The sequence below is a fragment of the Virgisporangium aurantiacum genome (assembly GCF_016863635.1).
Lineage (GTDB): Bacteria > Actinomycetota > Actinomycetes > Mycobacteriales > Micromonosporaceae > Virgisporangium > Virgisporangium aurantiacum.
In genome coordinates this window covers 66,618-88,819 of sequence record NZ_BOPG01000081.1, presented here as the reverse complement: position 1 = coordinate 88,819, position 22,202 = coordinate 66,618, and the positions used below count along the sequence as shown (strand labels likewise).

Sequence of the window (22,202 nt, the reverse complement as noted above, 5' to 3'; positions counted from 1 at the left end):
GCGCCCTCGCCTTCAGTCAGAACGTCGGATCGATGTTAGTGTCCTCGATACAGAACATCATGTCCTCCATGGAGGTCACATGGCGGCCCGCACGGTTCATCATTATCCGACGACGATCGCCGCGGCGTGTGCCGCTCTTGCCGCCGCCGATGCCGGCCTGGTCTACGGCGGCGGCACCGCCGTGCAGATCATGCTGAAGCACGGCACGTTGGCCGCCTCCGACGTGATCGATCTCGGTACCGTTCCGGGCCTCGGCGGCCTCCGCGAGACCGACACCGGCCTGCGCGTCGGCGCGCTCGTCACGCTGCGGCGGATGGAGACCGACCCGCTCGTGCGTGCCGTCGCACCGCTGGCCGCCGAGGTGTACCGGCAGGTCGCGCACCCGCGGATCCGCAACACCGCCACCGTCGGCGGCAACCTCGCCGACGGCGACCACCGCCTCGACCCGCCGGCCGCGCTCATGGTGCTCGATGCCCGGGTCGAACTGGTCTCCCCCGCCGGCACCCGCACGCTGCCGGTCCGCGAGTTCTTCGTCGGCGCCGACCGGACCGCGCTCGCCCGCGGCGAGATCATCACCGCGATCGAGATCCCCCGCCAGCCCGCCGGTTCCGGCGCGCACTTCGAGAAGTTCCGCAGCCTCGCCGCCGGCGACCGGCCGTGCGCGTCCGTCGCCGCGCTGGCGATCGGCGGCCGGCTGCGCCTCGGCCTCGGTGCGCTGGCACCCACGCCGGTGTGCACGGAGATCGCCCTGCCGCCGGAAAGCCCGGCCGCCACGGTGGCTGAGGCCGCGCGGGCGGCCGCCGGGCCACTCATCAAGCCCATATCGGACGCGCGGGGCAGTGCCGCCTACAAGAAATCCGTCGGTCTGGTGGCGGTGGCGACCGCCGCCACCAGCGCGTGGGCGAACCGATGAGCGGGCCGGCCGTCGGTGCCCGCTGGGCCCGCGTCGACGGGCGCGCGAAGGTCCGCGGGGAACTGCGCTACGCCGCCGAGGTGCCGGCACCGCCGTGCCTGTCGGTGGCGGTGCACCGGAGCACGCGTCCGCACGCCCGGATCGCCGGCATCGACACCGGCGCGGCCCGCGCGCTCGACGGCGTGGTCGCCGTGATCACCGGTGCCGACCTGTACGCGCTGGTCGGCGACCGGCTGTTCACCGGCCCGGCGTTCGCCGACCAGCCGTGCCTGGCCGTCGACAAGGTCCGGTACGTCGGTGAACCGGTCGCGGCGGTCGTCGCGTCGTCGATCGCCGACGCCCGCGCGGCAGCCGCGCTCGTGACGGTGGAGTACGAGGACCTCGAACCCGTGCACGACGTCGACGCGGCGATCGCCGGGGGCTCGTACGTCCACGACGAACTGCGGCCGTCGGCCGTCTTCGGCGACCTCGCGCACCTGAGCGGCCGGCGCGGCACGAACGTCAACTACGAGTACCGGTTGCGCTCCGGCACGCCGGCCCCGGCCGGCGGGTCCACTGTGGACGGCGACTTCTCGTGCCCGCCGACCCACCACGTCCCGATGGAACTGCCCTACGCCGCGGCCTGGTGCGAGGGTGACCGGCTCGAAGTGCTCGCCACCACGCAGACCCCGTCGTACGTCCGGCAATCGCTCGCCGACCTGCTCGGCCTGCCGCTGCACCGGGTCCGGGTGCGCACCGCCCCGCTGGGCGGCAGCTTCGGCGCCAAGATGTACGACCGGCTCGAACCGCTCGCCGCCGTGCTCGCCTGGACCCAGCGGCTCGCCGTGCGCGTGCCGGTGACCCGCGAGGAGGCGTTCCTGCTCACCACCCGGCACGGGTGCCGGGTCACCGGCAGCATGACCGCCGACGCCGACGGCAATCTCCTCGACGCCACCGCCGACGTGCGCTACGACACCGGCGCCTACGCCGACATCGGCCCGCGCATCACCGCCAAGTCGGGCATGATGGCACCCGGCCCGTACCGGATCGGCCGGGTCGACGTGCGCTCGCGCTGCGTCTACACCAACAAGCCGTCGGCCGGCCCGTTCCGCGGCTTCGGCGTGCCGCAGGTCACCTGGTTCCACGAGTCCACAGTGGACGAACTGGCCTACCGCACCGGCATCGACCCGGCCGAGTTCCGCCGCCGCAACCTGCTCCGCGAGGGCGACCTGTCGCCGTCCGGCACACCGATGCACAGCGCCGACTTCGTCGGCTGCCTCGACGCGGTCACCGGCGCGATCGGCTGGGACACGCCGTTCACGCGGGTCGACGGCCGGTTCCTGCGCGGCCGCGGGGTCGCCGTCGGGGTCAAGGCGGTGCTGACGCCGACGATCGCCAACGCCACCCTGCAGCTCAACCAGGACGGCACCGGCACGCTGCTGATCGGCACCGTCGACATGGGGCAGGGCAGCGACACCATCATGGCCCAGATCGCCTGCGAGGTCCTCGGCCTCGGCGCGGGCGCGATCCGGGTGGTGGGCACCGACACCGACGTCACCCCGTACGACACCATCACCGCCGGGAGCCGCTCCACGTACCACACCGGCAACGCCGTCCGGCTGGCGGCGGAACGCATGCGCGACAAGCTGATCAAGCTCGGCATGCAGGATCCGGCCGACATCCCCGACGTGCTGCAGCGACACTTCGGCGCCCGGGGAACGACGTTGACCACCGAGGCGTCCTTCACGACGTCGTGGCAGCCGTACGACCCGGAGACCGGCACCTCGCCGAAGGTGACCGAGCACTGGTTCGCCGGCGCCGCCGCGGCCCAGCTCACCGTCGACACCGCGACCGGCCGGGTACACGTGGAGCACCTCGCCGTCGCCGGTGACGTCGGCCGGGCGATCAACCCGACACTGGTGGAGCAGCAACTCGTCGGCGGCGCGCTGATGGGGCTCGGGCACGCCCTGTTCGACCGGCTCGTGTTCGACGAGGGACGCATCGTCAACGGGAACCTGCTCGACTACCAACTGCCGTCGGTGCTCGACATGCCCGACCGCCTCACGCCCGTCATCGTGGAGAACCCGCACCGCGACGGGCCGTTCGGTGCCAAGGGGGTCGGTGAGACGGCGGTCATCCCGCTCGCGCCCGCGATCAGCAACGCCGTGCGCGACGCCACCGGCGTCCGGTTCACCGAGCTTCCCCTGACGCCCGAACGGATCCTCGAAGGGCTGGCGCGATGAGAGCGATCGAGCTGACCGTCAACGGCCGGCGCCGGCGGCTCACCGTCGCCGACGACGCGCTGCTGCTCGACGTGCTGCGCACCGACTTCGGCGTCACCAGCGTCCGCGAGGGGTGCGGCGTCGGCGCGTGCGGCGCGTGCACGGTCCTGGTCGACGGGCACTCCGTCAGCAGCTGCCTCGTCCGCGCCGTCCGCTCCGACAACACCGACGTGACCACCGCCGACGGCCTCCCCGCCGACGACGACGTGGTCGACGAGTTCGTCGCCGCCGGCGCGATGCAGTGCGGATACTGCATTCCCGGCTTCGTCCTGATGGCGCACGAACTGCTCGCCGAGAACCCGAACCCCACGCACCGACAGATCGCCGAGCACATCGCCGGCAACATCTGCCGGTGCGGCACCTACCCGGAAATCTGCTCCGCGATCGGCGCGGCCGCCGCCCGTCGCCGGGGCACCGAGATGGGAACGCAGCCATGATCGTCTGGACCACGCAGGGAAAGCTGAACGTCCACCGCGCCGGCGAGGCGGGCCAACCGGTCGTTCTGCTGCACCCGCTCGCCCTGTCCGGCGCGGTGTTCGACCCGTTCGCCGCGCACCTCGCCGCCGCCGGACGCACGGTGCTCGCCACCGACACCCGCGGCCACGGCGAGTCCGGCTGGGACGGGAACCCGTTCACCATCGAGGATCTGGCCGACGACACCGCCGCGATGGTCGACACGCTCGGCGTCGGGCCGGTCGACGTCATCGGCCTGTCGATGGGCGGCAGCACCGCCCTGGTGTTCGCCGCGAACCACCCCGGCCTGGTCCGCCGCCTGGTCGTCGCCGACGCGTCGGCCAACTACGGCTCCGACCGCGTGCAGGTGTGGGCCGACCGCGCCGACCGCGCCACGACGTTCCCCCGCGAGGAACAGCTGTCGTTCCAGTGGGACCGCTGGTTCACCAGCTCGTTCCGCGCCACGAACCCGACCGAGGTCAACCGCGTCAGCCAGATCTTCCTCGCCACCGACTCGGCCGCCCACGCCGCGGCCGCCCACGCCCTCGGCGCCCTCGACGTCGCCGACCTGCTGCCCGAGATCGCCGCCGACACGCTGGTGCTGGTGGGCGACGAGGACTACGCGACGCCGCCGGCGATGTCCGAGGAGATCGCCAAGGCGGTCCCGTCGGCCCGGCTGGAGATCCTCGAACGGGCCCGGCACCTCAGCCTGGTCGAGCGGCCCGACGTGTGGCCGCTGATCGCCGATTTCCTGGAGTAAACAACCGATTCGCCGTCCGGGGCCGTCGTACATGCGAATGCGTGTATCTCGACCGGAAGGCTTTCTCGATGACAGTCCGGAAGTTGGGTTGGGTGCTGACGGCGGTGCTCGCCGTCGCCACCTTCGGCGTGCCCGCGGGCGCGGACCCCGGCGGCGGGGACCGGGGTGGGCGGGGCGCACCGGCCCCCACGTCGCCGACCGCGGTGCCGGTCGGTAAGACGTACCGCGTCACGCTCCTGACGGGTGACGTCGTCACCGTCACCGGCCGCGCGGCCGGCTGCCCGGCGGTCACCGTGCAGCCGGCGGCCAAGAGCGGCGCCCTCACCCGGCACTGCGGCCCGGACGGGCACGTCACGGTCGTGCCGTCGGCCGCCGCGCCGCTGATCGGCTCGGTGCTCGACCCGGCCCTGTTCGACGTGACGACGCTCGTGCTCAACGGCTACGACGACGCCCGCTCCACCGACCTGCCGCTGATCGTGCGGCCGGGCACCGGCCTGGCGCGGTCCGCGGACCTCACCGCCGGGCTCACCGCCAAGCGGACGCTGCCCAGCATCGCGGCCGTGGCCGGCCGCGCGCCCAAGGGCGGCGGCGGAGCCGACCTGCTGAGGTCGCTCGCCGCCGGCGCACCGGCCGCCCGGTCGGCCGGCACCGGATCGAAGGTCTGGCTGGACCGCAGGGTCCGCGCCACCTCACTGTCCTATGTGGACCACGAGCGGCTGGACGCCAACCTGCGCCAGGTCTCCGCGCCACAGGCGTGGGCCGCCGGGTCCACCGGTAAGGGCGCCCGCGTGGCCGTCCTCGACACCGGCGCCGACTTCACCCATCCCGACCTCGCCGGACGCGTGGTGGAGCGGGCCGACTTCGTCACCGACGGCGGCGACGCCGTCGACCACTTCGGCCATGGCACCCATGTCGCGGCCACCGCCGCCGGCTCCGGGGCGGGATCCGGCGGCGCCCGGCGCGGCGTCGCCCCCGACGCCGACCTGCTCGTCGGCAAGGTGCTCGACGACGAGGGGTACGGCTCGAACTCCCAGGTGATCGCCGGGATGGAGTGGGCCGCGGCACGCGCCGACGTGGTGAACATGAGCCTCGGCGGCTACGAAGCCAGCGACGGCACCGATCCGCTGTCACAGGCCCTCGACGCGCTCACCGCGAAGACCGGCGCGCTGTTCGTGGTCGCCGCCGGCAACGACGGTCCCTACGACGGGACCATCTCCGCGCCCGCGGCCGCCGCCTCGGCGCTCACCGTCGGCGCGGTCGACCGCACCGACACGGTCGCCCCGTTCTCCAGCCGCGGGCCGGTTCTCCGCACCCGCGCGGCCAAGCCGGAGATCGCCGCGCCGGGCGTCGACATCGTCGCCGCCCGCGCCGCCGGCACGACGCTCGGGCTGCCGGTCGACGACCGCTACGTCACGGCCTCGGGCACCTCGATGGCCACCCCGCACGTCGCCGGTGCCGCCGCGCTGCTCGCCGGCCGGCACCCCGACTGGTCACCCGCGCAGGTGAAGGCGGCACTGGTCGGCGCCGCCGACGCCGCCCGGACGACCGACGCCTACACGGTCGGCGCGGGCCGGCTCGACGCCGCCGCCGCGCTCGACGGCGTGGTCGCCGGGCAGGCGGTCGTCAACCTCGGCGGGTCGACCCGGGAGACGGCCCTGTCGTGGGCGAACACCGGTGCCCGGCCGGCCGACGTGCGGCTCGACGTCGCGGTCACCGACCACAATGGACGGTCGGCGCCGGCGGGCACGGCCCGGCTGTCGGCGACCCGGCTGTCGTTGGCACCCGGTGCCGCCGGCACGGCCACCCTCACCGTCGACCGCTCCGGACCGCCGGGCCTGTACACCGCGCTGGTGACCGCCCGTGGCGCCGACGGCGCCGTCCTCGCCCGCACGCCGGTGACGTTCGAGATCGAGGCACCGACGCACGAACTCACGATCACCAGCGGGTCGCTGCCGGGCGTGCCGGCCGGCGAGGGCTGGCTGACCGTCGCCGTGGTGAACCTCGACGACCCGGCGGTGTTCCAGACCGCCCTCTACGGGTCGCCGGGCGACTCCGTGTCGGTCAAGGTGCCGGCCGGCCGGTACAGCGTCATGGCGTCGTACATGTACTTCACCGGCGGCGCGGGCGACACCGCGGCGCTGGTCGGCGATCCGGACGTGGAGATCGGTGCCGCCACGACGGTCTCCGTCGATCCGGCGCGCGCCCGCCGGCTGAGCTCCACAGTGGACGGTGTCGCCACCGAGGCGACCGCGGTGGGCGTCACCTACATCCAGACCGCCCGGCGCGGGCCCGAATGGTCCGACTACGCCTTCGCCTGGGGCGAAGCGGCCCGCACCTGGAACGTCTACCTGGCGCCGAACGACGGCGCCGGCATCGGTCGCTTCCGGGCGATCGCCTCGTTCGGAATGACGGCGCCGGACAGCTTCTACGACATCCTGCACACGTGGGAGAAGGTCCCGGCCGACCCGACCCACCGCGTGACCGGCGCCGAGAAGGCCAGGCTGGGCCGGATCGACCACCGGTTCCACCGGATCGGCACCCCGACGGCGCACAAGCGGTACGGGTACAGCGACGAGGGCATCTACCTCGCCGAGGGCTGGACAGAGAACGTCCCGGAGACCCGCACCGACTACGTCACGCCGGGCTTCATCTGGACGGACGAGGCCTTCTACGCCGACGGGATCGTCACCCAGGAGGCGTCCCGCCGCGTCGAACCCGGTGGCCACGAGACGTTGACGTGGGCCCGGCAACCGCTCCGGTCGGACTGGTTCGACGATCCGGCCTTCTCGTCGAGCGGATGCACGCCGCTGGCGCCGACGCGCACCCGCGGCACGATCGTGGTCGAGCTGGTGACGCTGACCGACCAGCACCAGCGGTTCGACTGCCTGAGCGGCTGGCCGCAACCCGGCATGACCCGCTCGCTCCGCCTGTACCGCGACGGTTCCCTGATCGGCACGTCGCCGCAGAACTTCGGTGTCTTCCCGGTTCCGGCCGGCCCCGGCGACTTCCGCCTCGCGTTCGACGTCGAGACGGGACCCACGATCGGCACCCCCGCACGGATCAGTTCCGAGTGGGCGTTCCGCTCCAGCGGCCCGTCGGGCACCGGCACCCAGCCGTTGCCGCTGCTGTCGGTCGACTACGAACTCCCGCTGGACGCGGCGAACCACCCGGTGGCCGGCCGGCCGGCGCTGTTCGACGTGCGCCAGGCCGTCGGCGTGAAGGCCCAGCAGATCACGTCGTTCCAGCTGTGGACCTCGCTCGACGACGGCGCGACGTGGCAGCCGGCCACCGTCGCCCGCACCGCCACCGGCCGCTACTCGGCGGCGCTACCCACCCCGGCCGCCGGCCAGGCGGTCTCGCTCCGCGTGGCGGCCGCCGGCTCCGCCGGCAGCCAGATCACCCAGACGGTGACCGCCGCCTACCGCGCCTGATCCCACGCGATCTTGGACTCCGGACGGTGCCCTGGCACCGCGAGGAGTCCAAGATCGCGCGGGGGTCAGTTGTTCTCGGGGGACGTGAGATGCGCCTCCTCGGCGAAGGCGGCCAGCACCTCGGCGGGCAGGCTGAACGCCAGCGGGGTGCCGGGGTTCACCGTGAGCTGTTCGGCGCCGGCCGGCCACCGCGCCACCACGTCGAGGAACGGGGCGGTGGTGGTCGGAGTGCCGGGCGGGGTGTGCTCGGCCGCGCTGTAGACCTCGATGGTGGGGACGCCGTCGACCGGGGCGATGCGCCAGGTGCCACGGTCGGCCACCACCAGCACGTCGCCGTCGACGAGGCCGGTGATGTAGTCGTCGACGTACGCCTCGAGTTCCTGCTCGGCCGCGGCGTCGACGGCGGCGGCGTTGGCCGGGTCGGTGAGCTCCATCAGCTCGGCCATCTCCGCACCGGTGGGCACGGCGATCTCGCCGGCCGCGGCGCGGGCCACCGACTCGGGGTCGAGCCAGGCGTCGATGGGGGTGCCGAGGTTGAAGCCCAGTTGCAGGTCGCTGTCGGCCAGGCCCACCCGCAGGGTGTCGTAGTCGCTCTCGACGTAGCCGTTGGCGATGTGCCCGACGCACACCTGCAGCGTCTCGACCGAGGTGAACGCCAGCAGGTAGGTCACCTCGCCGCTGTCGAAGGTGACGTAGTCCTCCGCTTGGGCCTCGGTGGCCGTGTCCGGATCGGCCACCGTCTGCGGAAGGAACAGCGGCGCCGTCATCAGGGTGCGGAAGAACTCCTGCCGGTCGTCGCGGTCCAGGGCGGCCAGCAGCCGCGTCTCGACGTCGTTGGCGGGCCGCCACGGCGGCCCCTCGTCCGGCTGCCCAGGGGTCGGCCAGGGGGTCGGCTCAGTCACCGGCGCGATGATAGCCCCCCTTACAGTGGTCGGCATGTCCGCACCACGGGCCCGTAGCAGCGCCGAGGCCCATATGTTCATGGCGCTGCATCCGTGCGGGGCCTGCGGTGACGAGAAGTTCACCAAGGCGGTGCGGATGATCGTGGACGGCGATGCGCTGATCACCCGGTACACCGGCCCGTGCCGTACCTGCCATGCCGGTCGCGACTTCCGGTTCCGCATCGACGACGAGTTCGCCGATGCCGAGACTGCCGGCGGCGGGCGGACGCCGCCGTTGACCGCGGGCGAACCGGAATTCGGGCGGGCCGAGGCGTCCGAGATCATCGACGCGGGGCAGTGGCTGCAGTGCGCCGACCGGATCATCGCGGCGACGCCGGCGGCGATCCTGGGCGTGTCGGAGGACGAGTGGCGCCGGCGGCGGTACATGTTCAAGGCCGCCGCCGAGTCGGTCGGCGAGGTCCTGAAGTTCATCCCGGCCGGCTCCGACGACGTCCCCCCGGATTCCTTCTGGACCGACGACGGCCGCGACGTCCGCGACCGCGGCCCCGACCGCTTCCGGCGCGACAAGCTCGAACACCTCCGGCTGGCCTGCCTCGATCTCGCCGCCCGCTTCGCCGGCTAAGTGGGTCCGGACCCGTATTCTTGCCGATGTGAACGTCCCGGCCGCGCGAAGCCACAACGAGGCGATGATGTTCGTGCAGTTGCGCGACTGCGCGGGGTGCCGCGGGCGTAACCGCGACCTCACCGACACCGTCGACATCCGCGACGGTGACGCGTTCGCCGAGTACACCGCGTTCTGCCGCGACTGCGCGAACATCGACGTGTACACGTTCCGGTTGCCGGAGTCCGATCCGCAGGGGGGCGAAGCGGGGGTGGTCTTCGGCGGCGAGGAGCCGTCCGGCATCATCGACGCCGGCGAGTGGTTGGCGTTCGCGCACACCACCTCGGTGGGTGGTCCGGTGGAGCCCGACGGGCTCTCCGATCCGGAGCGGGCGCGGGCGGCCCTCGCGATGGAGGCCGCCGCCGCGGCGGTGCGGGAGGTCGTGAAGTTCATCGAGCCGGGCGAGGAGCGGTTGCCCCGGTCGTCGATGTGGACCGATCGGGGGCGGGCGGAGTTCGACCGCGATCCGTGGCGGTTCAGCCGGGCCAGGCTCGCGGTGATCGAGAAGGCCTACCGGGACGCGGCCGGGCGGCTCGCCGGCGGCCGTCCCATCTGGCAGTAGCAACGGGGATCACGAGGGGGGACGAGCGGTGGGGGCGATGGCGCTGCCCTATGTGCGCACCTACAACGAGGCCATTCTGTACATCCGGCTGCGGCCGTGCGGATGTGGCGAGACCGAGGTCCGGTGGCAGGACGTGGCCCTGACGCTCGACGGGGAGCCGGCCCGGTACTTCACCGGTGCCTGCGAGAACTGCGGGCGGCCGCGGGAGTTCACGCTGGCCATGCCCGAGCAGGCCCAGCCGCGCAACGACGTGGTGTTCGGCGAGGGCGCCACCCGCTCGGAGGTCCTCGATCCGGGCGAGTGGCTCAGCGTGTCGGACCTGTACGGCCAGCGCGCCGAGGAGGTGCTTTCCGACGGTGAGTTCGGCGCCGAGGACGTCAGCGTCGTCCACTACACGTTGTCCGCCCGGGTGTCGGCGGTCGACGAGGTGCTGAAGTTCCTGCCCGACAACGCCGACGTGGTCCCGGAGTGGTTCTTCCGGAGCGTGCCCGGCCGGGCGGCGTTCGAGGCGGCACCGGGCCGGTTCGGCCGCGACGCGCTGCTCGCCGAGCGGACGGCGTTGTGGGAGAACCTGGAGCGGTTCGTCAAGGACTACTACGGCGACGGCACCGGACCCACGGACAGCGATGCCGGCTGACACCGCCCGCGTCGACTACCGGGTGGGGAGCGAGTTCGACCCGGATCAACCGCACGGACGGTACGAGCTGACCCTCTTCGCCGACGGCGGCGCGACGCTGCGCCACCGGCACCGGGGCGTCCACCGGTCGTGGACCGCCCGGGTCGACGCGGTGGTCTGGCCGCGTCTGATCGGCGCGCTGCGCGGCAGCAGTTTCCCGCAGCTGCCCCGCCCCGGCACCCGGGGGCCGATCCAGGAACTCGAGGTCAGCGGCGTCGAGCCGGCCGGTGGGATCTGGATGCGGCGCGGCGACGGCGAAGCGCTCGGCCTCACCGACGCGTTGCGCGTCCTCGACTCGCTCGCGCACCAGGTGAGCAACGGCGCGATCCGGGGCGACGGCACGCTGCCCCGGATCGTGTACGGGGTCACGGCCGGCGGCGGCGAGGAGCCGACCCCGATGGAGGTGGCCGCGTTCGGCACGCTGGGGCTGCGGCACGTCGGCGGCACGGTGCGCGTCGACGGCACCGTCGCGGTGGTCGGCGTCCCGGACGGCGCGCCGGTGACCACGCTGCCGTCGACCGGCGCACCGCCGCGCGCCGTCGCGTTCGGTGAGATCGGCCTGCCCGGCGAGCCGCAGCCGGTGGTCGTGACCGGCGGCGACGACGGCGTCATCCGGTTGTGGACGCCCACCGGCACGCTGCTGGCCCGGCAGACCCGGCATCCGGCGCCGGTGACCGCGATCACCACCACCGTCGACGACGCCCACCTCCAGGTGTGGTCGGGCGACCTCGCCGGCGGGCTGCTGCAGCGCGGTCTGCAGCCGGACCGGCCGGTGCTGAACTGGCCCGGTTCGTCGGCCGGGATCACGGCGCTGGGCTGGGCGGGCACGCCGACCTACCAGATGCTCGTCGTCGGGACGGAGGACGGGCGGATCGCGCGCCGGTCGCTGTTCGACCCCGCGGAGATCGAGGTGTGGTCCGGGCCCGAGGGGCCGGTCACCGCGCTCGCGCTGATCGGCGCCGACGACGACTTCCTGATCGCGTCCGCCGGCACCGACGGGGTGATCCGGCTGCGCACCGGCCTCGAAGGCAAGCCCGAACCGGACCTGCCCGGCCACGGTGCGACCGTCACCGGGCTGGCGTTCGGGCTCATCGGCGAGCAACTGGTGCTCGGCTCGTGCGGCCTCGACGGCACCGTGCGCACCTGGGACGCGACGACGCGCGAGCCGCTCGCGCAGTGGCCGGCCGGCGACGACTGGCCGTCCGGTCTCGCCGACGCGCGGACCGGCGACTCGCAGCGGTGGGCCACCGGCGGCGCCGACGGCGTCGTGCGGATCTGGGCCGCCGACACCGGCGCGGAGGTGCTGGCGTTGGCGACTGGGGACGCCGCCGGGGACGCCGGTGCCGTCCTGTGCGTGGCGACCGCGCTGCTGCCCGGAACCACGCTCGTCGCCGCCGGCCACCAGGACGGCACGTTCCGTGTGTGGAACGCCGTCGACGGCACGCTCGTCGGCGCCGACCGGTCCTCCGACGATCCGGTGACCTCGGTGGAGTTCGGCCGGGACGGCCGGCTCAGCGTGTTCGTGTGCGGCACGCTGAATGGTTCGGTGCGCGTCCACGACCCGAAGACGGCCGGGTTGCTGCGCGTGCTCACCCCGCACACCGACCAGGTGCTGTCGCTGGCCGTCGGAACGGCCGGGCCGCGGGCCGAACCGGTGGTCGTCTCCGGCGGCGCCGACGGCACGGTACGGGTCTGGTCGGCCCGCACCGGGTGGCCGGTGCTGTGCCTCGACCGGCACACGGCCGGGCACACCGACCTGGTCACGGTGGTGGCGCTGGGTACGGTCGGCGGGCACGCGGTGGTCGCGTCGGGCGGCTACGACCGCACGCTGCGGATGTGGGACATCGACACCGGCCGGCCGCGGTGGCGGATCGCGACGCCGACGTCCACCGTGTACGCGCTGGCGATCGGCGACGCGGTGGTCGTCACCGGTGGTCTTGACGACTCCGTGCGGATGTTCACGGCCGACGCCGGCGCGTTGCGGATGGCCACCGCCCGGGTTCCCGGCCTGGTGACGAGCGTCGCGGTCGGTGCGTGGCGGGGTGCGCCGGTGGTGGTGGCCGCCGGGGCCGGGGTCGGCGTCCGGTGCTGGACCCGGCCGGGCGGCGAACCGGTGCCGGTGACGCCGCCGCCGTGGCCGGTGCTGTCGGTGACGCTCACCGTCGCGGGCGAGTTGTGGGCGATCGGCGCAAGCGGCGTCGCGGTGATCGAACCAGCCGTGATCGAACCAGCGGTCGTCGAGCCCGCCCGCGTCGTCGACCCGTCTCGCCCGGATGAGCGAGGATAGGGTGGTCGACCACCCCTGACCCGGCGGAGCCTTGACGAACATGACGCGCACCCTGAACGTCTCCACCACCCAACCCGGTGCATACCCGACGATCCGGGACGCGCTGGAGGCCGCGAGCGACGGCGACGTCGTCTCGATCGCGGCGGGTGACTACGCGGAACCGTTGCGGCTCGACAATCGCAAGATCACGCTGGTGGCGGTCGACGCGGGCACGGTCACCATCGGCGTCCGCAACTCCAACGACCCGACGGTCGTGTGCCGCGGCGGCGAGGTCACGCTGCGCGGGCTGCGGATCCGCTCGGCCGACGCGACCGCGCTCCAGGTGGTCGCCGCGCAGGTGAAGATGCTGAAGTGCGAGGTGGGCGGCGGGTACGGCGCCGCGATCTCGGCCACGCAGGGTGCGGCGCTCACCGCCACCGACGTCAAGGTGACCTCCGGCCAGTTCGGTGTGGTGTTCGAAGACGCCGGCGGCATGCTCGACAAGTGCGAGATCACCAACATCTCCGACGACGGCCTGATCGTCCGGGTCGGCTCGAACCCGACGATCCGTAACTGCACCATCGCCAACTGCGGCTACCGGGGGATCTACGTCTACCACGCGGCGAAGCCGAAACTGGAGCGCTGCGAGGTGACCCGCACCGGCGACGCCGGCATCGCGGTGGCGTCGCAGAGCGCGCCGACGATCCTGTCGTGCTGGGTGCACGAGACGCAGGGGGTCGGCATCCGCTTCGAGCGCGGCTGCCGGGGGTCGATCGAGGGGTGCCGGATCGAGCACGTGGCCTCGCCGGGCACGGTCATCGACGAGGGCGCGACCGTCACGGTGATCGAGGCCGGTGACGGCGTGCACGCCAGCCGCGTCGGCATCAACGCGATCGAGGGCGCCACCCAGCAGGACGAGGACCGGGTCGAGCGGCTGCTCGGCGAGCTCGACTCGATGATCGGCCTCGCCGGGGTGAAGGCCGAGGTCCGGGCGCTGATCGACGAGATCCAGGTCAACGAGTGGCGGCGCAGCGCCGGCCTGTCGGTGGGCGCGGTCAGCCACCACCTGATCTTCACCGGCGCGCCGGGCACCGGTAAGACCACCGTGGCACGCATCTACGGCCAGCTGCTGAAGGCGCTGGGCATCCTGCCGAAGGGCAAGTTCAAGGAGGTCACGCGGCGCGACCTGGTCGGCCAGTACATCGGGCACACCGCCGAGAAGACCACCACGGCCTTCGAAGACGCGCTGGGCGGGGTGCTGTTCATCGACGAGGCGTACGCGCTGTCGCGGCACAGCGGCATCGGCAACGACTTCGGCCAGGAGGCGATCGACTCGATCGTCAAGCTGATGGAGGACCACCGCGACGCGATCGCGGTGATCGTCGCCGGGTACACGGGCGAGATGATGGACTTCCTCGACGCCAACGCCGGTCTGGCGTCGCGGTTCGCGAAGACGTTCGAGTTCGAGAACTACACGCCCGACGAGCTGGTGCTCATCGCCCAGCGCATCGCGAAGCTCGACGACTACGAGCTCGCGCCGGGCGTCGACGTCGGCCTGCACGAGTGGTTCGTGCAGATCGAACGGGGCGAGAGCTTCGGCAACGCGCGCGAGGCCCGCCGGTTGCTGGAGGGCATGCGCAAGGCCCAATCGGGACGCCTGCGGGCGCTCGGGCGGGTGCCCAGCCGCGACGAACTCCGCTCCCTGGTCCTCGACGACCTCCTGGCCGCCGCCCGCTGACGCCTGCCGGTCCGGTGGACGCGTTACTGGGCCGGCGGGGTGTAGGCCAGCTGGACCAGGCCGGCGCCGCTGCGGCGGGTGATCAGCCACCCGCGGCCGGCCGGCATGATCGACGGCTTGATGTTGCCGATCAGCGGACCCTCGTCGGGCGGGCCGGACATCAGGATGCCCGGCGACGCCAGGTCGCGGATCCGCGAGATGACGGGGTCGAACATCGCCCGCCCGGCGCCGCCGACCCGGCGGGTGATGATGACGTGCAGGCCGATGTCGCGGCCCTGGGCGAAGTATTCGAGCATCGGCAGCAGCGGGTTGCTCGTCTGCGTCGCCACCAGGTCGTAGTCGTCGACCAGCAGGTAGAGGTCGGAACCCTTGTACCAGCTGCGGTTGCGCAGCTGCTCGGGCGTGACGTCGGGGCCGGGCAGGCGCTTCTCCATCACCTGTGCGGCCTCGGCGATCAGCGCGGTGCTCGTGGGACCGGCGGTGCCGTACCCGATCAGGTGCGGGGTGTTGATGAGACCGAGCAGGCTGCGCCGGTGGTCGATGATCATGATCTTGGCCTGCTCGGGCGTGTACCGCTCGACGATGCCGCGCGCCAGGCTGCGGAGGAAGCTGCTCTTGCCCGCCTCGACGTCGCCGAGCAGCAGGCAGTGCGGCTCCGCGTCGAAGTCGAGGAAGACCGGCTGCAGGTCGCTCTCGGCGATGCCGATCGGGATGGCGTTGCGCGACGGCGCGCGGGCCGGCGCGATCGCCTCGTACGGCAGCAGATCGGGCAGCAGCCGCACCGACGGCGCGTCCTGGCCGGTCCAGTCGTTGCGGACCGCCTGCACCAGCTTGGTCATGCCCTCGGCGGTGTGCGTCGGGTCCTGCTGGCCGTCGAGTCGCGGCAGGCCGGCGAGGAAGTGCAACGGGCCGGGGATCAGGCCGCGGCCGGGGGTGCCCTCGGGCACGTTCAGCGCCTCGCGCCGGTTGATCATCGAGTCGGTGGAGTCACCGAGCCGCATCTCCAGCTTGGTGCCGAACATGTCGCGGATCGCCGGCCGGAAGTCCATCCACCGGTTGCAGGCGACGATGAGGTGGATGCCGAAGCCCAGCCCGGAACTGGCCAGTTCGGTGATCGCCGGTTCGAGGTCGTCGAAGTCGTTGCGGATCGTCAGCCAGCCGTCGATGACGAGGAACAGGTCGCCGAACGGGTCGTCGCCGAAGTCGCCGTCGCGCTTGCGCTGGCGGTAGGTGGCGATGCTGTCGATGCCCTCGGTGGCGAACCGCCGCTCGCGCATCCGCATGATCGTGCGGGCCTCGGCGACCGTGCGGCGCACGACACCGATGTCGTTGCGGGTGGCCACGGTGCCCACATGGGGCAGGTCACGCATCGCGTTGAGACCGCCGCCGCCGAAGTCGAGGGCGAAGAACTGCACCTCCTGCGGCGTGTGCGTGAGCGCGAGGCTGGCGATCAGCGTGCGGAGCAGGTTGCTCTTGCCGCTGCGCGGCCCGCCCACCACGGCCGTGTTGCCGCCCGCGCCGGCCAGGTCGAGCACCAGCAGGTCGCGTCGCTGCTCGAACGGCTTGTCGACCACGCCGCCGATCGCGGTGAGGGAACCGACCATCTCGGGCGCCGACACGGTGAGACCGCGCTGGCTGTGCCGCACCAGCGGCGGCAGCATCTGGTCGAGCGTCGGCGGCTCGGACAGCGGCGGCAGCCACACCTGGTGGGCCGGCACGCCCTTGCCCTCCAGCCGCGCCACGAGCACGTCGAGCAGCGTCTCGCCGCGCACGTCGTCGTCATCCTCGGACTGTTCCTGCTGCGGCGTCGGGTTCTCGTCGACCGGCGGCGCCACGTACTGGCTCGTGTACGCCCGCACCGGCTGCGGGTTGCGGCGCAGCGACCCGACGTTGGTGTCGTCCCACTTGCGGTAGACGCCCGACACGTACGCGGCCCGGAACCGGATCAGCTCGGTGGTGTCGACCTTCATCAGGCCGTTGCCGGGCGAGCGGGGCAGTTCGAACGCGTCGGGGACGCCGAGCACGGCCCGGCTCTCCATCGACGAGAACGTCCGCAGGCCCAGCCGGTAGGACAGGTGCGAGTCGAGACCGCGCAGCCGGCCCTCGTCGAGCCGCTGCGACGCGAGCAGCAGGTGGATGCCGAGCGACCGGCCCACCCGACCGATCTGCACGAACATGTCGATGAAGTCGGGCCGGGCGGTGAGCAGCTCGCTGAACTCGTCACAGATGATCAGCAGGCTGGGCAGCGGGGCGAGCGGGACGCCGGCCACCCGGGCCCGCTCGTAGTCTCGCTGTGACGCGTAGTTGCCGGCCCGGCGCAGCAGCTCCTGCCGCCGGGTCAGCTCGCCGGAGATCGCGCCGAGCATGCGGTCGACCAGCGCGAGCTCCTCGCTGAGGTTCGTGATGACCGCGCTGGTGTGCGGCAACCGGTCGAGCGTGGCGAACGTCGCGCCACCCTTGAAGTCGACCAGGACGAAGTTGAGGTTCTCCGGGTGGTGGGTGATCGCCAGCGAGATCACCAGCGTGCGCAGCAGTTCGCTCTTGCCGGAACCGGTGGCGCCGACGAGCAGCCCGTGCGGACCCATGCCCTCCTGCGCCGACTCCTTCAGGTCGAGCTCGATCGGCCGACCGTCGGTGCCGACCCCGATCGGGATCCGCAACCGGTCGCGGTTGGGCCGGTTGCTCCACAACCGGTTGACGTCGAACTCGTACGGGTCGCCCAGTTCGAGCAGGTCGGCCAGGCCGATCTCGCCGCTGACGAAGTGGTCGCCGGCGACCGGTTCGACGTCGTTGCCGGACAACCGCAGCGGCGACAGTTCCCGCGCCAGCACCTCGATGTCCTCGGGGTCGCAGACGTCGGCCTTGCCGATGCTGGTGGTGCCGTCCATGGTGATGGCGGTCAGCGCGCCGTCGTCGGCCACCTCCAGCACCACCGTGGCGTCGTCGAGCAGCCGCGGCGGCGGGTTCGCCAGGTCGATGACCGTGACGCCGTCGACACCGCCCTCGGTCATGAGGTGGTCGGAACCCACGGTGGTTCCGCCGTCGATCACGACAAGAATATGGGGGGACGAGGTGGGGCCGGCGCCGACGTTGAACCGCGGCCGGTTCACGAGGGTGTCGTCGAGCATCGCCTCCAGCGCCGCGACCCCCGGTGCCACCAGCCGCATCGGGCCCACGCCGTCGTGCTTCTGGGCGTGCAGCGCCTGCGGCAACCACTTCGCCCACTCCCAGAACGGGCGCTCGGCCTCCGACACGCAGAACCCGACGATCGCGTCGTCGGGTGCGTGGAACGCCGCGTACTGGGCGACGATCGACCGGACCAGGCTCCGCGACGGCTCGTCGGACCCGCGCACGTAGATGCGGGCGAAGTCGCGCAGGGCGACCGCGACCGGCAGGTCGGGCACGATCGAGTAGGTGGTGACGAACCGCCGCAACGCCATCGCGCACAGTGGTTCGAGTTCGTCGACCGGGCGGGTCTGCGGCGGGATCAGCGGCGTCGCGATCTCCTGCGGCCCGAGCCCGATGCGGACCACACCGAAGTCACCGTCGTCGCGCCGGCGCTCCCACAGCCGGGCACCGCCGACGGCCGACCACAGACCCTCCGGATCCGGGTGCCGGTAGAACAACGCCTCGCGCTGCTGGGTGATCGTCTTGACCACCTGCACCCGCAGGTGACTCAGCGTGCGCATGTACTGGCGGCGCGCCTCGATCATCTCGGCCTTGTTGGGCCCGGAGGTCTGCGTCGCGAACTGCACCGCGACCATGCCGAGGATGGAGGCGCCGTACATGCCGCCGGCGATGTACGCGAGCGGACCGCGGGCGCCGACACCCATCATCAGACCCATGGCCGCCGTACCGGCGATCATGGGCAGGATCATGAGCATCTGCGACCAGCGCCGGTTGGTCGGCGGTGGGTTCTCCGGCGGTGGGTCGAGGATGACCTCACCGGACGGCACCACGGGCGCCGCCCGTCGGAGCGGTCGCTTGATGATTATCGTTGCCACAGGTCCCCCGCATCGACGAGCCCGCCGACGGCCCACCTGGCGACGACCGGGGCCGGCACTATCGCCGGCAATCATAGACGCACACGTCGGTTCCCGACCGCATCGACGGTCGGCGCTACGGCTGGGCTCGCAGGTCCGGGCCGTTGGTGGGGGCCCATGCTATGTTGGCCGCGTCCGTCCGGGGGAGGAGGAGGCACTGCATGACGGCCTCCGTAGGTGTAGGGCTGGCCCGGGTCACGGTCGCCACCCCGCAGCGTCGTATCGACGTCGCTCTGCCGGAAACGGTGGCCCTCGGCGAACTGCTCCCCCACCTGTTGCGGCACGCCGGTGAAGGCATGGCCGACGAGGGTCCGCAGCACGGCGGCTGGGCGCTGCGCCGGTCCACCGGATCCATGCTCGATCCCAAGCGCAGCCTCGCGATGCAGGCCGTGCGCGACGGCGAGGTGCTGCATCTCGTCCCGCGCCGCACCGAGTGGCCCGAGCTCGCCTACGACGACGTCGTCGAGATCATCGCCAGCGGCTCGCGCCGCGCGGAACGGTCATGGGGACGGCCGGCCACCCGGCGCTTCGCGCTCGTGCTCGTCGCGTTCATCCTGAACCTCGCGCTGCTCCCGGTCGCCATGGCCCGCGAGCCGTGGGCCGTGCCCGGCGGCATCGCGCTCGGGTTCGCCGCGGTCCTCGTCGCGATCGGTGTCGTGCTCGCCCGCGCCACCGGTGACTCCGGCGCCGGAGCCGTCGTCGCCGGCTGCGCCGTCGGCTGGGCCGCCATCGGCGGGTTCCTCGTCGCGGGCCCCGACGACCGGCTGCCGGCCGACTTCGGCGCCGCGCAGGTGCTGCTCGGCGCCGTCGCCGTCATCCTCGTCGGCGTGCTCGGCTACGTCGGCGTCGCCGCCTACGCCCAGATCTTCGCGGCCGCGCTCGCCGGCGGCATCCTCGCCACCGTCTCCGCGCTGCTGTGCCTGGCCGGCATGGACCCGCAGGGAGCCGCCGCCGTCTCGCTCACGATCGCGATCGGTGGCCTGCCCGGATACCCGCTGTTGTCGGCGTGGCTGGGCCGGATCCCGATGCCCGAGCTGCCCGAGCGGGCCGAGGAGATGCTCGAAGACCGGCCGACGCCGCGCCGGTCGGCCGTGTTCGCCGCCGCCAGCCGCGCCCACCAGTTGCTCAACGGGCTGCTCCTGGCCGCCTCGGTGGCCACGCTCATCTGCACGCTGATCGTTCTGGCCGAGCCGTCGCGGTGGGGCGTGCTGCTCGCGATCGTCGCGACCACCGCGATCCTGCTGCGGGCCCGCCTCTTCCCCACCCCGCGCCAGCGGCTGCCGATGCTCGTCAGCGGCATCGCCACGGCCGGCGTGCTGGCGTGGGCCTACGTCGACGACGAGTCCCCCACCAGCCGCATGATCAGCTGGATGGTGATCACCGGTGTCATCGCCGGCTTCGTGCTGGCCGCCGGCCTCGTCTTCAGCCGCCGGTCGCCGTCGCCCCGCCTGGGCCGCATCAGCGACATTCTCGACGTGATGGCCATCATGGCGTTGCTGCCACTCGCCTGCGGGGTGGTCGGGCTGTACCAGTACCTGCAGGGGATCTTTGCCGGGGTGGTGTGAGTCGTGGCCACGCGTCGGGACCAGTTCCAGTCGTACCAGTTCCTCGTCCAGCGGGTGCTGTCGGCGTTCGTCATGCGCGAGACCGATCCGCCGCAGTCGCCGCTGCGCCGCGGCGTCGGCGCCATCTTCGGCGGCGCGATGATCGCGATCATCCTCACCGCCGGCTTCGCCGTGTTCGGCCTGATCACGAAGATCGGCAGCGGCAAGTGGCAGGTGCAGGGCGCGGTGGTGATGGAGAAGGAGACCGGTGCGCCGTTCGTCTACAAGGACAACGTGCTGTACCCGATGGTCAACTACACCTCGGCGATCCTGGCCGCGGAGGTGCCGAACAAGGTGTTCCGGGAGTCGCGGCGGACCCTCTCGAAGGTCAAGCGCGGCACCATGCTCGGCATCCCGAACGCACCGTCGTCGCTCCCCGACGCCAAGAACACCGTCGGCGGCCCGTGGACGCTGTGCGCCGTCCCCGGCCTCGACGTCGCCGGCCGGGCCGCCACCTCCACGTCGCTGATCCTCGGCACCTCGCTGTCCGGTCGCAAGCTGGGCGACGACGAGGGCCTGCTGGTGCGCGATCCGGCCAGCAACACCATCCACCTGGTCGCGCACGGCCACCGGTTCGAGATCCGCGACCACGACAAGACGGTCGTGTCGTTGTTCGGTGCGCAGACCGCGCCGACGCTCGCCTCCGCGGGCTGGATCAGCGGCCTGCCCATCGGTTCACCGATCACGCCGATCCCGGTGGCCGACGCCGGCCAGCAGTCCAACATCACCGGGCGCAAGGTCGGCGAGCTGATCGTCGCGCAGACCGGCACCGAGCAGCAGTTCTACATCGTCATGAAGGACGGCCTGGCGGCGATCACCGAGCTGCAGAAGGCCATCTACGCCGGCCAGGTCGGCACCGAGCCGAAGTCCATCACCGTCTTCGAGGCCAACAGCGCGCCGAAGAGCGGCCAGCTCACGGTGCCCACCGGCGACGAGGCGCCGCCGGCCCGTCCGCCGAAGCTCGTCACCGCCGCGGCCATCGACGCCGCCTGCGCCCAGTTCCCCAACGCGAAGTCGACGCCGACGATCGCGGTCGTGCGCGGTGCCCCGCAACTGCTGGCGGGCAACCCCACCGCGGGCGCGACGCCGACGGGCGCCCCGCTCGCGGACCGCGTCTACGTGCCGCCGGGCAAGGCGGCGCTGGTGATGGCCGTCCCGTCCGGCTCGGCCAGCGTCGGCGCGCCGGGCATCGTCACCGACATCGGCATCCGGTACCCGATCGCCAGCCCCGAGGTCATCACGGCGCTCGGCTATCCGCCGACGCGTTTCGTGGCGATGCCGGCCAGCCTGGTCAGCCGGATCCCGTACGGTCCCACGCTCGACCAGCAGGCCGCCCGCACGCCCGTCGACCAGCGGGTCCGGCCCGCCGGCGGGTGACCACGGCGCGGGTACACGCCGACTACGCACCGACCGTTCGTCGGTTCCGGCTGGTCAGGCTTGCGCCGAGCGGTTACCGTGGATCCGGAAGATCGGTGTCTGTCGCATCGATGCCGTGGAAGCCCTCGTGAAGGGGTTGGAACACACTCCGAGCACGGGGGCTCGTCTGACGAAACGGGGTGTTCCTCCTTGGCGCCTACCGCCGTAACCGCAGCCGCAGTCAACAAGGCCGCCAACGCGGCCGATACCGCGGCAGCCGACATCCGGAAGCAGGTCAACACGACCGTGGGCAACATGTTTGCCCAGGCGTCGTCGTTCACCGGAGCAGCCGGAACCACCTTCCGGCGAGTGCTCGGTGACTTCTCCGAGGACATGGACAAGTTCGTCCTCCAGAAGCTCGAGGAGCTGAGTGCCGGTACCCGCACCGCGGCAACGAAGCTGTTCGGCACCGACGAAGCGAACGCTTCGGCGGTCGCCAACGCCGGCGCGAGCCCTTCGGGCGGCGGCGGCGTCACCTCGGGTCTCACCTGATCCCGACCGACTACGACATCGAGG

Annotated in this window: 15 protein-coding genes; 13 read left to right on the top strand and 2 right to left on the bottom strand. The window is 72.6% G+C overall.

From position 1 onward, the window contains the following. Positions 1-79 precede the first annotated feature (79 nt). The 5 genes from Vau01_RS50685 (at position 80) to Vau01_RS50665 (ending at position 7,818) form a co-directional block, all read left to right on the top strand. Positions 80-913, top strand: a complete 834-nt coding sequence (locus tag Vau01_RS50685) for an FAD binding domain-containing protein (RefSeq protein ID WP_204008428.1) — start codon at positions 80-82, stop codon at positions 911-913. Next, positions 910-3,135: a xanthine dehydrogenase family protein molybdopterin-binding subunit gene (locus tag Vau01_RS50680; protein ID WP_204008427.1), complete on the top strand. Its 2,226-nt coding sequence runs from the start codon at positions 910-912 to the stop codon at positions 3,133-3,135. Before Vau01_RS50685 ends, Vau01_RS50680 begins: the two co-directional genes overlap by 4 nt. Further along, a complete protein-coding gene (locus Vau01_RS50675) occupies positions 3,132-3,611 on the top strand; it encodes a (2Fe-2S)-binding protein (RefSeq protein ID WP_204008426.1) in 480 nt (159 codons plus the stop codon). The genes Vau01_RS50680 and Vau01_RS50675 overlap by 4 nt, the downstream gene beginning before the upstream one ends. Beyond that, positions 3,608-4,387, top strand: coding sequence for an alpha/beta fold hydrolase (locus Vau01_RS50670; RefSeq protein ID WP_204008425.1), 780 nt, complete (start codon positions 3,608-3,610; stop codon positions 4,385-4,387). The genes Vau01_RS50675 and Vau01_RS50670 overlap by 4 nt, the downstream gene beginning before the upstream one ends. A 68-nt stretch (positions 4,388-4,455) precedes the next feature. Continuing rightward, positions 4,456-7,818 carry a S8 family serine peptidase gene (locus tag Vau01_RS50665; protein WP_204008424.1) on the top strand — a complete coding sequence of 1,121 codons (3,363 nt, stop codon included), beginning with the start codon at positions 4,456-4,458 and terminating at the stop codon, positions 7,816-7,818. Positions 7,819-7,883: 65 nt separating this feature from the next. On the opposite strand, the gene Vau01_RS50660 is transcribed toward Vau01_RS50665, so the two are convergent. Further along, a complete protein-coding gene (locus tag Vau01_RS50660) occupies positions 7,884-8,720 on the bottom strand; it encodes an SseB family protein (protein WP_204008423.1) in 837 nt (278 codons plus the stop codon). A gap of 34 nt (positions 8,721-8,754) precedes the next feature. Between Vau01_RS50660 and Vau01_RS50655 the strand changes: the two genes are divergently transcribed. Genes Vau01_RS50655 through Vau01_RS50635 form a run of 5 tightly spaced genes read left to right on the top strand, consistent with a single transcriptional unit; the run spans position 8,755 to position 14,623 of the window. Next, complete coding sequence (locus Vau01_RS50655) at positions 8,755-9,342, top strand: hypothetical protein (RefSeq protein ID WP_204008422.1); 588 nt, start codon at positions 8,755-8,757, stop codon at positions 9,340-9,342. A gap of 28 nt (positions 9,343-9,370) precedes the next feature. Next, positions 9,371-9,943 (top strand): hypothetical protein, encoded by a 573-nt coding sequence (locus tag Vau01_RS50650; protein ID WP_204008421.1) that lies wholly within the window; start codon positions 9,371-9,373, stop codon positions 9,941-9,943. A 37-nt stretch (positions 9,944-9,980) separates the two neighbouring features. Then, the gene (locus tag Vau01_RS50645) at positions 9,981-10,580 is read left to right on the top strand and encodes a hypothetical protein (protein ID WP_204008420.1); all 600 of its coding nucleotides are present in this window, start codon (positions 9,981-9,983) and stop codon (positions 10,578-10,580) included. Further along, positions 10,570-12,906 carry a WD40 repeat domain-containing protein gene (locus Vau01_RS50640; RefSeq protein ID WP_204008418.1) on the top strand — a complete coding sequence of 779 codons (2,337 nt, stop codon included), beginning with the start codon at positions 10,570-10,572 and terminating at the stop codon, positions 12,904-12,906. The genes Vau01_RS50645 and Vau01_RS50640 overlap by 11 nt, the downstream gene beginning before the upstream one ends. A gap of 40 nt (positions 12,907-12,946) precedes the next feature. Next, positions 12,947-14,623 (top strand): right-handed parallel beta-helix repeat-containing protein, encoded by a 1,677-nt coding sequence (locus Vau01_RS50635; RefSeq protein WP_204008416.1) that lies wholly within the window; start codon positions 12,947-12,949, stop codon positions 14,621-14,623. A gap of 23 nt (positions 14,624-14,646) precedes the next feature. On the opposite strand, the gene eccCa is transcribed toward Vau01_RS50635, so the two are convergent. Next, positions 14,647-18,627 carry a type VII secretion protein EccCa gene (gene eccCa / locus Vau01_RS50630; protein WP_204008414.1) on the bottom strand — a complete coding sequence of 1,327 codons (3,981 nt, stop codon included), beginning with the start codon at positions 18,625-18,627 and terminating at the stop codon, positions 14,647-14,649. Positions 18,628-18,827: 200 nt separating this feature from the next. Between eccCa and eccD the strand changes: the two genes are divergently transcribed. The 3 genes from eccD to Vau01_RS50615 all read left to right on the top strand — a co-directional run bounded on the left by eccD (position 18,828) and on the right by Vau01_RS50615 (position 22,178). Further along, on the top strand, positions 18,828-20,231 hold the full coding sequence (eccD, locus tag Vau01_RS50625) for a type VII secretion integral membrane protein EccD (protein ID WP_204008412.1): 1,404 nt from the start codon (positions 18,828-18,830) through the stop codon (positions 20,229-20,231). Positions 20,232-20,234: 3 nt separating this feature from the next. Beyond that, positions 20,235-21,647 (top strand): type VII secretion protein EccB, encoded by a 1,413-nt coding sequence (gene eccB, locus Vau01_RS50620; RefSeq protein WP_204008410.1) that lies wholly within the window; start codon positions 20,235-20,237, stop codon positions 21,645-21,647. 189 nt (positions 21,648-21,836) lie between these two features. Next, positions 21,837-22,178, top strand: a complete 342-nt coding sequence (locus Vau01_RS50615) for a WXG100 family type VII secretion target (protein ID WP_204008408.1) — start codon at positions 21,837-21,839, stop codon at positions 22,176-22,178. Positions 22,179-22,202 lie beyond the last annotated feature (24 nt).

Bases quoted from the DNA above. Each gene is read 5' to 3' on its own strand.
- Vau01_RS50685 (WP_204008428.1), top strand. From the start codon at position 80: ATGGCGGCCCGCACGGTTCATCATTATCCGACGACGATCGCCGCGGCG.
- Vau01_RS50680 (WP_204008427.1), top strand. From the start codon at position 910: ATGAGCGGGCCGGCCGTCGGTGCCCGCTGGGCCCGCGTCGACGGGCGC.
- Vau01_RS50675 (WP_204008426.1), top strand. From the start codon at position 3,132: ATGAGAGCGATCGAGCTGACCGTCAACGGCCGGCGCCGGCGGCTCACC.
- Vau01_RS50670 (WP_204008425.1), top strand. From the start codon at position 3,608: ATGATCGTCTGGACCACGCAGGGAAAGCTGAACGTCCACCGCGCCGGC.
- Vau01_RS50665 (WP_204008424.1), top strand. From the start codon at position 4,456: ATGACAGTCCGGAAGTTGGGTTGGGTGCTGACGGCGGTGCTCGCCGTC.
- Vau01_RS50655 (WP_204008422.1), top strand. From the start codon at position 8,755: ATGTCCGCACCACGGGCCCGTAGCAGCGCCGAGGCCCATATGTTCATG.
- Vau01_RS50645 (WP_204008420.1), top strand. From the start codon at position 9,981: ATGGCGCTGCCCTATGTGCGCACCTACAACGAGGCCATTCTGTACATC.
- Vau01_RS50640 (WP_204008418.1), top strand. From the start codon at position 10,570: ATGCCGGCTGACACCGCCCGCGTCGACTACCGGGTGGGGAGCGAGTTC.
- Vau01_RS50635 (WP_204008416.1), top strand. From the start codon at position 12,947: ATGACGCGCACCCTGAACGTCTCCACCACCCAACCCGGTGCATACCCG.
- eccD (WP_204008412.1), top strand. From the start codon at position 18,828: ATGACGGCCTCCGTAGGTGTAGGGCTGGCCCGGGTCACGGTCGCCACC.